Annotated in this window: 10 protein-coding genes; 7 read left to right on the forward strand and 3 right to left on the reverse strand. The window is 75.5% G+C overall.

From position 1 onward, the window contains the following. Nucleotides 1-38 precede the first annotated feature (38 nt). On the forward strand, nucleotides 39-1,205 hold the full coding sequence (gene pcaDC, locus EBO35_RS20405; protein WP_122816000.1) for a bifunctional 3-oxoadipate enol-lactonase/4-carboxymuconolactone decarboxylase PcaDC: 1,167 nt from the start codon (nucleotides 39-41) through the stop codon (nucleotides 1,203-1,205). 16 nt (nucleotides 1,206-1,221) lie between these two features. Here the strand turns inward: pcaDC and EBO35_RS19280 are convergent, their stop codons facing one another. Next, the gene (locus EBO35_RS19280) at nucleotides 1,222-1,620 is read right to left on the reverse strand and encodes a universal stress protein (RefSeq protein ID WP_164477734.1); all 399 of its coding nucleotides are present in this window, start codon (nucleotides 1,618-1,620) and stop codon (nucleotides 1,222-1,224) included. A 91-nt stretch (nucleotides 1,621-1,711) separates the two neighbouring features. Here EBO35_RS19280 and EBO35_RS00570 point away from each other — a divergent pair, with 91 nt between their 5' ends. The 6 genes from EBO35_RS00570 (at nucleotide 1,712) to EBO35_RS00595 (ending at nucleotide 12,770) form a co-directional block, all read left to right on the forward strand. Beyond that, the gene (locus tag EBO35_RS00570) at nucleotides 1,712-2,218 is read left to right on the forward strand and encodes a PGPGW domain-containing protein (RefSeq protein WP_241153794.1); all 507 of its coding nucleotides are present in this window, start codon (nucleotides 1,712-1,714) and stop codon (nucleotides 2,216-2,218) included. 58 nt (nucleotides 2,219-2,276) lie between these two features. Continuing rightward, nucleotides 2,277-5,651 carry an exodeoxyribonuclease V subunit gamma gene (recC, locus tag EBO35_RS00575; RefSeq protein ID WP_122819180.1) on the forward strand — a complete coding sequence of 1,125 codons (3,375 nt, stop codon included), beginning with the start codon at nucleotides 2,277-2,279 and terminating at the stop codon, nucleotides 5,649-5,651. 2 nt (nucleotides 5,652-5,653) lie between these two features. Then, nucleotides 5,654-9,028 carry a UvrD-helicase domain-containing protein gene (locus EBO35_RS00580; protein ID WP_122816003.1) on the forward strand — a complete coding sequence of 1,125 codons (3,375 nt, stop codon included), beginning with the start codon at nucleotides 5,654-5,656 and terminating at the stop codon, nucleotides 9,026-9,028. Further along, on the forward strand, nucleotides 9,025-10,854 hold the full coding sequence (gene recD / locus EBO35_RS19670) for an exodeoxyribonuclease V subunit alpha (protein ID WP_206422625.1): 1,830 nt from the start codon (nucleotides 9,025-9,027) through the stop codon (nucleotides 10,852-10,854). The genes EBO35_RS00580 and recD overlap by 4 nt, the downstream gene beginning before the upstream one ends. 39 nt (nucleotides 10,855-10,893) lie before the next feature. Beyond that, nucleotides 10,894-11,490: an ACT domain-containing protein gene (locus EBO35_RS00590; RefSeq protein WP_396954402.1), complete on the forward strand. Its 597-nt coding sequence runs from the start codon at nucleotides 10,894-10,896 to the stop codon at nucleotides 11,488-11,490. A 230-nt stretch (nucleotides 11,491-11,720) separates the two neighbouring features. Then, nucleotides 11,721-12,770, forward strand: a complete 1,050-nt coding sequence (locus tag EBO35_RS00595; RefSeq protein ID WP_164477736.1) for a glycoside hydrolase family 26 protein — start codon at nucleotides 11,721-11,723, stop codon at nucleotides 12,768-12,770. Here the strand turns inward: EBO35_RS00595 and EBO35_RS00600 are convergent. Then, nucleotides 12,763-13,419 carry a sortase gene (locus tag EBO35_RS00600; RefSeq protein ID WP_122816006.1) on the reverse strand — a complete coding sequence of 219 codons (657 nt, stop codon included), beginning with the start codon at nucleotides 13,417-13,419 and terminating at the stop codon, nucleotides 12,763-12,765. The genes EBO35_RS00595 and EBO35_RS00600 overlap by 8 nt on opposite strands. Further along, nucleotides 13,419-13,562: a hypothetical protein gene (locus EBO35_RS19285; RefSeq protein WP_164477737.1), complete on the reverse strand. Its 144-nt coding sequence runs from the start codon at nucleotides 13,560-13,562 to the stop codon at nucleotides 13,419-13,421. The genes EBO35_RS00600 and EBO35_RS19285 overlap by 1 nt, the downstream gene beginning before the upstream one ends. Nucleotides 13,563-13,564 lie beyond the last annotated feature (2 nt).

The raw sequence follows: 13,564 nt of genomic DNA on the forward strand, positions 1-13,564 counted from the left end.
CGGTGGCGTCCCGGAGGACCGAGCCCAGGAGGAGACCGATGAATCTCACCGCAGTGCGCCTCGGTGGGCGGCCGGACCTGCCGCTGCTGGTCCTCGGACCCGCGCTCGGCACCACCGCCCAGACGCTGTGGGCCGACACGGCGGCCCGGCTCGCCCCCGACTTCCAGGTGGTCGGCTGGGACCTGCCCGGCCACGGCACCAACACCCTGGTCCCCGAGCACCCGGTCGAGGTCGCCGACCTGGCGGCCGCCGTGCTGGACCTCGTCGACGACATGGCCTCGGGCCTGGAGGTGCCGACCTTCCACTACGCCGGGGTGGGCGCCGGCGGGGCCGTCGGGCTGCAGCTCCTCCTCGATGCCCCGGCGCGGGTCGCCTCCGCCGTCCTGGTCAGCACGCGCGCCGCGCCCGGCGACAACGACTGGGCCGGGCGCGCCGCCACCGTCCGGGAGGGCGGCACCGCCGCCTGTCTCGACGACGCGGCCCGGCGCTGGTTCGCGCCGACCTTCGAGGCCCGCGAGCCGCGGCGCTGCGCCGCCCTCCTGGACGCGCTGCGCGGGACCGACCCCGAGGGGTATGCAGTGGTGTGCGAGGCCCTGGCCCGCTTCGACGTGCGGGACCGGCTCGGTGAGGTGGCCGCACCCGTCGTGACCGTCGCCGGCGGCCACGACGTCCCCGCCGCCGCGACGGGTCCCCGCGAGATCGCCGACGGCGTACGGCACGGCCGCGCGGTGGTGCTCGACGGCGTCGCCCGGCTGGTGCCGGCCGAGGCCCCCGAGGCCTTCGCCCGGCTGGTGCGCGACCAGGTGCTCGGGCCCAGTCGGGACACGATGACGGTCGCGGAGGTCCGCAAGGCGGGGATGGCGGTACGCCGTGAGGTGCTGGGCGCGGCCTACGTGGACCGCGCCATGGCCGCGGCCACCGAGGTGACCCGCGACTTCCAGGAGCTGATCACCGAGTACGCCTGGGGCGGCATCTGGTCCCGGCCGGGCCTGGACCGGCGGTCTCGGTCGATGATCGCCGTGACCGCGCTGGTCGCGCGCGGCCACCACGAGGAGCTCGCGATGCACCTGCGGGCGGCGCGGACCAACGGGCTCACCGTGGAGGAGATCACCGAGGTGCTGATGCAGACGGCCGTCTACTGCGGTGTCCCGGAGGCCAACATCGCGTTCCGGATCGCCCAGCAGGTGTTCGCCGAGGAGCGCTGAGCCCGGCCCGGGTCGCTCAGGTGGTGTGTACGACGTACACGTCGCACTCGGCGTGGTGGGTCACCGCGCCCGGGATCGAGCCGAGGCCCCGCAGCGGGCTCTGCAGGCGGCGGTTGCCGACCACCACCAGGTCCGCGTCGAGGTCGGCGGCCTGCTCGACGAGCACCTCCGCGGCCCGGCCGGGCAGCGCGTCGATGGTGATGTCGTCGTGGAAGGCCAGCAGGCGGGCCCGCTCCTCCTGGACCACCGCGAGCGCCCGCTCGGCGTCGCTGACCCGCCCGCGCCCCTCGCCGTCGGGGCGGTGCACGCAGATCACGTGCAGCCGGGCGCCGTACCGCGAGGCCAGGTCGGCGGCCCGGGTGGCCGCGGCCGAGGCGGTCGTGCTGCCGTCGATGCCGACGAGGATGAGCTTCACACGGACCTCCTGGGAGACGGGTCCGGTGATCGTATCGTCTATATGTTGAATCACCCGTCCCCGGCTGTCGGCGTCGTTGGTCCGATCTGGGATGCTGAGGGGCATGATGCGCGCGGCCCGACGGATCACCCTCGAGGTGCTCGGCTGGCTTCTCGTGGTCGCCGGCATCGCCGCACTGGTGCTTCCCGGCCCGGGCCTGCTGATGCTCTTCGGGGGCATCGCGATCCTCTCCCAGCAGTACGAGTGGGCCGAGCGGCGCCTCGAGCCGCTGAAGTTCCGGGCGCTCAAGGGCGCCGCCGAGAGCGTCGAGACCTGGGTCCGGATCACGCTGTCCTCCCTGGCCGCGCTGGTCCTGCTGGGCTGCGGCGTGGTCTGGGTCGTCGGCCCGGACGTGCCGGGCTGGTGGCCCGTGGCCGAGCGCTGGTGGCTCCCGGGCGAGGACGTCACCGGCGTCACCCAGGTGCTCTCCGCGCTCGTGGCCCTCGCGCTGATCGTCTACAGCTACCGCCGATTCCACGGCAACCCGGACGCGGTCGCGGAGTTGGAGGCCGACATGCACCGCGCCCAGGAGGACCGGGAGCGCCGGGCCGAGGTCTGATCGCGGTCGCCCACGGGTCCGGACGCCCGTGTCGGACCCGCGTGGAATGCTGCGCGCTGTGACCCTGCACCTCCACCGCGCCGCCCGCACCGACGTGCTGGCCGACGCGCTGGCCGGGATGCTCGCCTCCCCGCTCGCGGACCCGTTCGCCGCGGAGGTCGTGGTGGTGCCGACCCGCGGCATCGAGCGGTGGCTCAGCCAGCGGCTCTCCCACCACCTGGGCGCCGGTCCGGGCGGCGGCGACGGCGTCTGCGCCGGTGTCGACTTCCGCGCGCCCTGGTCGCTCTTCGCCGACGTCGTCGGCACCCGCGAGACGGACCCGTGGGCGCCGGAGGCACTGGTGTGGCCGCTGCTGGCCGCGATCGACGACAGCCTCGACGAGGGCTGGGCCCGGCCGCTGGCCCGCCACCTCGGCCACGGCCTGGCCGGTGAGGAGGCCGACCTGCGCCACGGCCGGCGCTTCGCCGTGGCCCGCCGCCTCGCGCACCTCTTCGCGTCGTACGCCGTCCAGCGGCCCGCCCTGGTCACGGACTGGGCCGCCGGCCGGGACACCGACGGGCGCGGGCGGGCGCTGCCGAGCGACCTGGCCTGGCAGCCCGAGCTGTGGCGGCGGGTGGCCGCGCGGGTCGACGCCCCCGCCCCGCAGGTGCGGCTGGCCGAGACCGTGGCCCGGCTGCGGGAGGACCCCGACGCCGTCGACCTGCCCGACCGGCTCTCGCTGTTCGGGCACACTCGGCTGCCGACGACGGAGGCCGCACTGCTCGGCGCGCTGGGCCACCACCGCGACGTGCACCTGTGGCTGCCGCACCCCTCGGCCGCCCTGTGGGACGCGCTGCGGGAGTCCGGGGTCCCCGAGGCGAGCGCCGTCGACCGGCGCGAGGACCGCACCCACCGGGTCGTGGGCCATCCGCTGCTCTCCACGCTCGGTCGGGACGTCCGGGAGCTGCAGCGCACCCTGGCGACGGTCCCCGCCGTCGACGTCGCGGAGGGGCCCGACCCGGCGACCCCGGAGACCCTGCTGGGCTGGCTCCAGCAGGACCTGCGGGCGAACGCCCTCGGGTCGGCGGCGGCCCGGCCGCTGCGTGCCGAGGACCGCTCCGTGCAGGTGCACGCCTGCCACGGCACTGCCCGCCAGGTCGACGTCCTGCGGGAGGTCCTGCTCGGGCTGCTCGCCGACGACCCGACGCTCGAGCCCCGCGACGTGCTGGTGATGTGCCCCGACATCGAGACGTTCGCGCCGCTGATCTCCGCCGGCTTCGGCCTCGGCGACATCACCGGCGAGCAGGGCCACCCCGCGCACCGGCTGCGGGTCCGGCTGGCCGACCGCGCGCTGACCCGCACCAACCCGCTCCTCTCGGTCGCCGAGCGGCTCCTCGATCTCGCCGGCGGACGGGCCGGCGCCGGCGACGTGCTCGACCTCGCGCACGCCGAGCCGGTGCGCCGGCGGTTCGGCTTCCGCGACGACGACCTCCAGCAGCTCACCGACTGGGTCCGCACCGCCGGCGTGCGCTGGGCCTTCGACGCCGAGCACCGCGCCGAGTACGGCCTGTCCTCCTACGTCGCCAACACCTGGCGCTTCGGCCTGGACCGGCTGCTCGCCGGCGTGGCGATGTCCGAGGACACCGGCACCTGGCTGGACCGCACGCTCCCGATCGACGACGTGGGCAGCGGCCAGGTCGAGCTGGCCGGCCGGCTGACCGAGTACGTCGACCGGCTCCGCTCGGTCACCGACCGCCTGGTCGGCAGCCACCCGCTCGAGCACTGGCTGGAGGTGCTCGGCGAGGGCGTCGACGCGCTGACGGCGGTGCCGTCCAGCGAGTCCTGGCAGACCGGGCAGGTCCAGCGCGAGCTGGGCCGGGTCCGGGAGGCCGCGGCCGGCCTGGGCACCACGTCGATGCGGCTCCCGGACGTCCGGGCGCTGCTGGCCGACCGGTTCGCGGGCCGGCCCACCCGCGCCAACTTCCGCACCGGCACGCTCACGGTCTGCACGATGGTCCCGATGCGCTCGGTGCCGCACCGCGTGGTCTGCCTGCTCGGCCTCGACGACGGGGTCTTCCCCCGCACCGGCGCGGTGGACGGCGACGACGTCCTCGCCCGCGACCCGCTGGTCGGGGAGCGGGACCCGCGCAGCGAGGACCGCCAGCTCTTCCTCGACGCGATCCTGGCCGCCACCGAGCACCTCGTGGTCACCTACACCGGCGCCAACGAGTACTCCGGTCAGCCGCGCCCGCCCGCCGTACCCCTCGGCGAGCTGCTCGACACCCTCGACCTGACGGCGACCGCCCCCGCCGGCACGGTGGCCGAGGCCGTCACCGTGCGGCACCCGCTCCAGCCGTTCGACGTCCGCAACCTGGTTCCCGGCGCGCTGGTGCCCGGCACGCCGTTCACGTTCGACCGGGCGGCGCTGGCCGGTGCGCGGGCCGCGGCCGGCGAGCGGCACCCGGCCCCCGCCTTCCTCACCGGGCCGCTGCCCCCGGCGCCGCCCGCCGACGTCTCGCTCGACGACCTCGTCGCCTTCTTCTCCCGCCGCGGCGGGCCGGTCCAGGGGTTCCTCTCCCGCCAGCGCCTCGACGTGGCGCTGCCGTTCGAGGAGAAGCCGCTCGACGACGGGCTCCCGGTCGAGGTCGACCAGCTGGTCCAGTGGCAGGTCGGCGACCGGGTGCTGCGCGACCTGCTCGGCGGCCTGGACGTCGAGCAGGCCCGCCAGCAGGAGTGGCGACGCGGGGTGCTCCCGCCCGGCATGCTCGGCTGGCGGATCCTCGGCGACCTGCTGATGCGTGCCGAGCCGCTGGCGGCCGCTGCCCGCGAGCGCCGGACCCGCCCGCCCCGCGCGGTCGAGGTCGACGTCGACCTCGGCCACGGGCGCCGGCTGCGGGGCACCGTCCCCGACGTGTACGGCGACCGCCTGGTGCCGGTGTCCTACTCCCGCCTCAGCGCCACCGCCCGGCTGCAGTCCTGGCTGCGGCTGCTGGCGCTGGCCGCGACCGACGAGGACCAGGCCTGGACGGCCCACACCGTCGGCCGGCCGACCAACAGCCGCTCCCGGGAGACCTTCGCGGTCTCGCTGCTCGGGCCGCTCGACCACACAGCGGTCACCGTGCTGCGCGACCTGGTGGCCCTGCGCGACCGGGGCCTCGACGAGCCGCTGCCGCTGCCGCTGAAGGCCTCGCTGGCCTACGCCCGGACCCGGCGTACCCACGCCACCGCCGACGAGGCGGTCCTCAAGGCCGGCTGGGACTGGCGCGACGGCCGGTTCGAGGGGGAGCAGTCGCTGCCGGCGCACCGGGTGGTCTGGGGTCGCGGCGCGCCGCTGCCCGGCCTGGACGCGGCCCCCCGCGAGGGCGAGGAGTTCCCCGGCGAGACGACCCGGTTCGGCGCGCTCGCGCTGCGGCTGTGGAGCCCGCTGCTGGTGGCCGAGCAGGGGAGCTGGTGAGCATGCAGACGGACCAGAGCGACCAGACGGACCAGCCGGGGGCCGCGGTGGCGCCGTTCGACCTGACCGGCGAGCTGCCCGGCGTCGGCACCACCCTGCTCGAGGCGAGCGCCGGCACCGGCAAGACCTTCACCGTGGGCGGGCTGGTCACCCGCTACGTCGCCGAGGGCGTGGCCGCGCTCGAGGAGATGCTGGTGATCACCTTCGGCCGGGCCGCCAGCCAGGAGCTGCGCGAGCGGGTCCGCGACCAGCTCGTCGAGGCGGAGCGGGCGCTGGGCGACCCCGCGTCGGCGAACCGCGACAACGCGGTCGTGATGCACCTGCTGGCCGCGGGGGAGGACGCCCGGGCCACGATGCGCCGGCGACTGCGTGACGCGCTCGCGTCCTTCGACGCCGCCACGATCGCGACCACCCACCAGTTCTGCCAGCTGGTGCTGCGCTCGCTGGGGGTGGCCGGCGACACCGACTCCGGCGCGGAGCTGGTCGACAACCTCGACGACCTGGTGGTGGAGGTCGTCGACGACCTCTACCTCCAGCGCTTCGGCCACCTGCGCGAGCGGCCGCCGTTCGACCGGACCTGCGCCCTCTCCCTGGGCCGCCGGGTCGTCGGCGACCCGCAGGCCGTGCTCGCCCCCGCCGACGACCCCGCGAGCGCCGCCGGGGCCCGGGTGGCGTTCGGCCAGGCGGTGCGCGAGGAGGTCGACCGGCGCAAGCGCCGCCGGGGCGTCCTCAGCTACGACGACCTGCTGGTCCGGCTCGCCGCGGCGCTGGAGGACGACGAGGCGCCGGCCCGGGCGCGGATGCGCGAGCGGTGGCGGGTGGTGCTGGTCGACGAGTTCCAGGACACCGACCCGGTGCAGTGGCAGGTGCTGGACCGCGCGTTCAGCGGCCACGCCCGGATGGTGCTCATCGGCGACCCCAAGCAGGCCATCTACGCCTTCCGGGGCGGCGACGTGGTCACCTACCTCGCCGCGGCCCGCACCGCCACCACCCAGGCGACCCTCAACACCAACTGGCGCAGCGACGCCGGGCTCGTGGAGCGCCTGCAGGTCGTGCTGCGCGGCGCGGCGCTCGGGCACCCGGAGATCGTGGTGCGCGACGTCGTCGCCCACCACGAGGGCCCGCGGCTGCGCGGTGCCCCGTCCACCGCGCCGTTCCGGCTGCGCCGGGTCCCGCGCGACGGCTTCCGCCTCAAGAAGGGCCTGATCGGGACGCCCGACGCCCGGGAGGCGATCGCCGAGGACTGCGCCGCCGACATCGCCGAGCTGCTCGGCTCGGGCGCGACCTGGTGCGACGCGCCCCTGGAGGCGCGCCAGGTCGCCGTCCTCGTCGGGGTGCGCGACCACGGCCTGCTCGTGCAGCGGGCGCTGGCCCGCCGCGGCGTGGCGGCCGTGCTGGCCGGTGGCGGTCACGTCTTCTCGACCCCCGCGGCCGAGCAGTGGCTGACCCTCCTGGAGGCGCTGGAGCAGCCGCACCGCTCCGGGCTGGTCCGGGCCGCCGCGCTCACCAGCTTCTTCGGCCACACGACCGCCGAGCTCGACGCCGGTGGCGAGCGGCTGACCGGCCGGGTCGCCGACGCCCTGCGCGGGTGGGCGCTGCTGCTGCGCGGGCGTGGCGTCGCGGCCCTGATGGAGGCGGCCGAGGAGCGCGGCCTGAGCGCACGCGTGCTCGGCACCGTCGACGGCGAGCGGCTGCTGACCGACCTGCGCCACCTCACCCAGCTCCTGCACGAGCTCGCGACCCGCGAGCAGCTCGGCCTCACGGCCCTGCTGGCCTGGTTCCGCGAGGAGCAGCGCCGCACGACCGCCACCGAGCGGCCGCGGCGGCTCGACTCCGACGCGGCGGCGGTGCAGATCGTCACCGTGCACGGCAGCAAGGGGCTTCAGTACCCCGTCACCTACCTGCCCTTCGCCTACCAGACCTTCGAGTTCCCCACCGAGGTCGCGCTGTTCCACGACGACACCGGCCGGCGCACCCTCGACGTCAGCGGCTCCGGCCCGGGATGGGAGGCCAACCTGGCCTGCCACCGGGCGGAGGAGGCCGGCGAGGAGCTGCGCGACCTCTACGTCGCGCTGACCCGGGCCCAGGGTCAGGTGGTCGCGTGGTGGGCGCCCACGTTCAACACCAAGATCGGCGGGCTGCACCGGCTGCTGTTCGGCCGGCGACCCGGCACCCCCGAGGTCCCCGACGCCCAGGACGTGCGCGACGACGAGCACGCCGCGCGGGTGCTGGGCATGCTCGCGGAGCTCGGCGGCCCGGTCCCGGAGCTCGCCGAGCCGGCCGACTCCCAAGCCCCGGAGCGCCCGGGCCGCCCCGGTGCGCTCGCCGCGCGCCGTTTCGACCGCACCGTCGACACCGACTGGCGGCGCACGTCGTACTCCGGGCTGATCCGGATCGAGGAGGAGCAGGCCGCCGGGCCGGGCGGCGCTGTCGGCAGCGAGCCGGAGGTCGCCGGCCTCGAGGACGAGCCGCCCGCGCCCGACCCCGGCCTCGGTGCCGCCGGGGCCGCCCTCGACCCGGCCGCGTCGGTCCCGTCCCCGATGGCGGACCTGCCTGCGGGAGCCGGGTTCGGCAGCCTGGTCCACGCGGTGCTCGAGCACACCGACCCGGAGGCCCCCGACCTGCGCGCGGAGCTGCGCCGCCACGTCGCCGAGCAGCTGGCCTGGTGGCCGGCGGAGGTGGGCGTCGACGCGCTGGCCGAGTCCCTGGTGCCGCTCCACGAGACCCCCTTCGGTCCGCTCGCGCCCGGCTGGACGCTGGGCCGGGTGCCGCTGCGCGACCGGCTGCGCGAGCTGGAGTTCGAGCTGCCGCTGGCCGGCGGCGACGTGCGGGACCGGACCGGTCGCAGCGAGGTGCTGCTGCGCGACCTCGCGCCGCTGCTGCGCCGGCACCTGGCCGCCGACGACCCGCTCGCGCCGTACGCCGACCGGCTCGAGACCCGGCCGCTGGGCGACCAGCCGCTGCGCGGCTACCTCTCCGGCTCCGTCGACGCGGTGCTCCGCCTGGCCACCGAGGACGGCCCGCGCTTCCTCGTCGTGGACTACAAGACCAACATGCTCGGCGAGCCCGGCCGCCCGCTCACCGCGGCCGACTACGCGCCGCCGCTGCTGGCCGGTGCGATGCTGCACTCCCACTACCCGCTTCAGGCGATGCTCTACTGCGTCGTCGCGCACCGCTACCTGCGCTGGCGGCTGCCCGGCTACGACCCGGACATCCACCTGGCCGGGGTGCTCTACCTCTACGTCCGCGGCATGTGCGGCGCGGACACCCCGACCGTCGACGGCTGCCCGTCGGGGGTCTTCGGGTGGCGTCCGCCAGCGTCCCTGGTCACCGCGCTGTCCGACGTGCTCGACGGCGTACGGGAGGAGGGCGCGTGATCGAGCGCTTCGAGGTCGAGGACCGGTACGACGCACGGCTGGCGGCGGGCGCCACCGGCCTGCTGCGCGCGTTCAACCAGGGCGGGGCGATCACGGCGGCCGACGTCCATGTGGCCACCCGGCTCGGGGAGCTGACCGGCACTGCCGACGAGGAGGTCCGGCTCGCGATCGCGCTCGCGGTCCGCGCCGCCCGGCACGGCTCAGTCTGCGTCGACCTCGCCGCGACAGCGGCGCTCGGTGCGGCCGACGAGGGCGACCCGCTGCCGTGGCCGGCCGCCGAGGGCTGGCTGGAGCGGGTGGCGGCGAGCCCCGCAGCGGTCGCGTCGGTGCTCCAGGTCGAGCACGGCCTGCTCTACCTGGACCGCTACTGGCGCGAGGAGGGGCAGGTCCGCGACGACCTGCTGGCCCGGGCGGCCGCGCCCGCGCCGCCGATCGGGGCCGGTCGGCTGGAGTCCACCGCGGAGCGACTCTTCCCCGGGCCCGGGTACGCCGAGCAGCGCGCCGCCGCGCTGGCCGCGGCCCGCCAGTGGACCACCGTCCTCACCGGCGGCCCCGGCACCGGCAAGACCACGACGGTCGCGGGGCTGCTGGCGCTGCTGACCGACCAGGCCGAGGCGAGCGGCCGGCGGCTGCGGGTCGCGCTGACCGCGCCCACCGGCAAGGCCGCGGCCCGGCTCCAGCAGGCGGTCGAGGAGGCGCAGCGCAGCGAGCGGTTCACCGACGCGGACCGCGCCCGGCTGGCCGACCTGAGCGCCTCGACCCTGCACCGCCTGCTCGGCTGGGTGCCGGAGTCCAGCACCCGCTTCCGCCACCACCGCGGCAACAAGCTCCCGCACGACGTGGTCGTGGTCGACGAGACCTCGATGCTCTCCCTGACGATGATGGCCCGGCTGCTGGAGTCGGTGCGCCCCGACGCCCGCCTGGTGCTGGTCGGCGACCCCGACCAGCTCGCCTCCGTCGAGGCGGGCGCCGTGCTCTCCGACCTCGTCCAGGGACTGGCCGGCACCGCTCCGGACGCCGTCGCTGCGCTGCGCACCACCCACCGCTTCGGCGGCAGCATCGGCGCCCTGGCCGAGGCGCTGCGCGCCGGCGACGCCGACGAGGCCCTGGCGCTGCTCACGTCCGGCGCGGACGACGTCGTGCTCGTCGACCCCGACGACCCGGCCGCCGCCGACGGGATGCGGGACCTCCTCGTCGAGCACGCCCTCCGGGTCCGCACCGCCGCTCTCGCCGGCGACGCCGAGGCGGCGGTCGCCGCGACCGACGACCACCGGCTGCTCTGCGCCCACCGCGACGGGCCGTGGGGCGTGCAGCACTGGAACCGCCAGGTGGAGCGATGGCTGGGCGAGGCGACCGGTCAGCCGGTCGGCGCGGTCTGGGGCCAGGAGTGGTACGCCGGGCGTCCGCTGCTGGTCACCGCCAACGACTACGGCCTGGACCTGTTCAACGGCGACACCGGCGTGGTCGTCCGCGAGGACGACGAGCTGCGGGCGGTGGTGGCCGGTCGCGGCGAGCTGGTCCGCTTCGCCATCTCCCGGCTCTCCGACGTCGACACGCTGCACGCGATGACCGTGCACAAGAGCCAGGGCAGCCAGGCCCGCGAGGTGACGGTGCTGCTGCCGCCGGAGGACTCGCCGCTGCTGACCCGCGAGCTCTTCTACACAGCCGTCACCCGGGCCCAGCGCCGGGTCCGCGTGGTCGGGTCGCAGGAGTCCGTCCGCGCCGCGATCGGGCGCCGGGCCCAGCGGGCCACCGGTCTGCGGCTCCGTCTGGCCGCCGGTCCGCGGATCGGGAGGAACCCGGCCGACCCGGCGCTCGGTCGCTAAGGTCGAGTCCTCCCCGACCTGGAGTTGTGAATGCCGTACCTGCTGCGTGTCGAGCTGCCCGACGTACCCGGATCGCTCGGCCGGGTCGCCACCGCCATCGGTGAGGCCGGCGGCGACATCGAGGCGATCGAGATCGTCGACAAGGGCCACGACGGCCTCGCGGTCGACGACGTGCTGCTCGAGATCGCGCCCGGAACGATGGCGGACACCATCGTCTCGGCCTGCAACGTGCTGCCCGGCGTCCGGGTGGTGTGGATCAGCAGGTACGCCGCGGGCGGCAACCTCTTCCTCGACCTCGAGGCCGTCGAGGAGCTGACCGCCAACCCGGCGGAGGCCCTGGACCGGCTCGTCGACCTGTTGCCGATCACGTTCCGCGCGGACTGGGCGGCCCGGGTCAGCCAGACGGAGGGCGTCGTGCACGCGACCCCGGCCGCGCCGAGCGACCTGGCGTGGATCTCGCTGGGTCGCGCCGCCCGCCTGGAGACCGGCGACGACAACGTGCACTGCGGGGCCCGGCTCAACCACCAGGAGGCGGTGCTGATCGGCCGCCGCGGTGGTCCGGAGTTCCTCGACTCCGAGGTCGCCCGGCTGGGGCACCTGGCCTCGCTGGCCATGTCGATCGCGCGCGCCGGCTGAAGCCCGCGACACCACGCCCGGAGAGCTGATCCGGCGATCAACACGGGCCGGTCGGATCTGGTCCAGTCCTGTCACTGATTTGTGGGCGAACTGTTCATATTCGGGGGCGTGTCACCGATAGGAGTAACAATTGCTCTATGTCGATGACCTCCTGAGGATGACTCGTGCCGAAGCTCGGACGAAGGCCAACGGGTGCGCAGCGCATGCGCCGTGCCCTTCCGACGCTCGCCATGACCGCCCTGGTCCTGGCGCTGGTGGTGGGCGGCACGGTGAGTCCCACGACCGCCTCCACTGCTAGCGTCGGCGCCACGAAAGCCCCGACGAGCGCCTCAGGGAAGACCTCCCACGTGTCGACCGCATCGCCCGACGAGCGTCGCAAGAAGAAAAAGAAGAAGAAGCGGGCCCGGCGGCTGGTGGACCGGGTCGAGTTCGGCGCCTACGTCGACGGGATGACCAACGCTCCCGAGCGTCTGGCCGCCTTCGAGTCGATGGTCCGCACCCCGACCGACATCGCCTCCTACTACTGGGGGTACGGCGACATCTTCCCGGCCGCGACCGAGCGCGCCTTCGCCCGCGGCGGGACCCGCAAGGTGCTGCTCTCCTGGGACATGGGCCCCACCCGGTTCTCGGAGTGGACGAGCGGGCAGCACGACGGCTACCTCGACGACCTGGTCAGCGCCGCCCGGGACTACCCGTGGACGGTGTACGTGCGCCCCTGGCCGGAGATGAACGGGGACTGGCAGCAGTTCCAGCCGACCGCCGACGGCGATCGCCCCTACGGCGGCACCTACGCGGAGTTCCGCTCGGCCTGGCGCTACCTGGTGACGTACTTCCGGGCGCGCGGCGTGACCAACCTGCGCTGGGTCTTCAACCCGACCGTGGACGTCTACGCGGGCACCACCCCGGTCGCCAGCATCTGGCCCGGCGCCGACTACGTCGACGTGCTCGGCATCGACGGCTTCAACTGGGGACAGGACGCGAAGTGGGGACGGTGGAAGTCCTTCCCCGAGCTGTTCACCCCGATGTACCGCCGGCTGACCCGGCTGCACCCCACGGCGCCGGTGTGGATCTGCGAGGTCGGCTCGAAGGAGCCGACCCGCGCCGACGGCGCGCCGCGGGACCCCCGGCACAGCAAGGCCCGGTGGACCAAGGACGCGCTCACCGGGCGCGGCTTCCCGCGGCTGAAGGCGATCGTCTGGTTCCACGCCCGCAAGGAGCGGGATTGGCGGGTGAACTCCTCGCCGCAGTCGCTGCGGGTGCTGCGCCGGCTGCTCAGGTAGCCGGGGCGCTCCGCGGGTCGACGAGCTCGCCGCGCACGTAGAGCCGGGCGAGCGAGCCGTACTTCGGCCAGCAGGTGGTCAGCGTCAGCTGGTGGCCGGGCAGCGGGTCGAGGACCCAGTCGGCGTCGTTGTCCACCTTCCGGGGGCTGGTCGTGAGCCGGTAGGTCCAGGTGCTGGTGCCCTGGGTGATCCGGACCTCGTCGCCGGGGCGCAGCTCCTCGAAGTCGAGGAACGGCGACCCGTGTCCCGCCCGGTGGCCGGCCAGCGCGACGTTGCCGGCGGCGCCGGGCAGCGGGGTCCCGGCGTAGTGGCCGATCCCGTCGGCGATCACGTCGTCCTCGGTGCCCTCGAGCACCGCCCACCGCCAGGACTTCCCCAGCCGGGGAATCTCCAGGACGGCGAGCGGACGGCCGTGCTCGACGCCGGCGGCCACCGGCGAAGGTCGGTTGCGGGTGCTTGCTGCGGCCTGCCCCCCGGCGGCCCCGGCCGTCCCGGCTGCTGCTTGCGTCCCGTCCGCTTCCAGCTGCTCCAGCTGTTCGAGCAGCTCGGTCTGGGCGCGGGAGGTCTGCAGGCCGGTGACGGCGACGTGCCCGACAGGGACCGCCAGAATCGCGGCGAGCACGATCAGGGCCGCCAGGAGGCGACGCATCAGTGCAGGCGGGGCAGGATCCGCGCCGCGGCGAGGATGGCGGAGATGATCGCGAACGCGGCCAGGAGCAACCACACCGCGTCGAAGGCGAGGCCCGTGGCGGCGAGGGCGCCACCCGCGGTGATCGAGCCGTTGTTGTACATCG

Source organism: Nocardioides pantholopis, assembly GCF_003710085.1.
Taxonomy (GTDB): Bacteria; Actinomycetota; Actinomycetes; order Propionibacteriales; family Nocardioidaceae; genus Nocardioides; species Nocardioides pantholopis.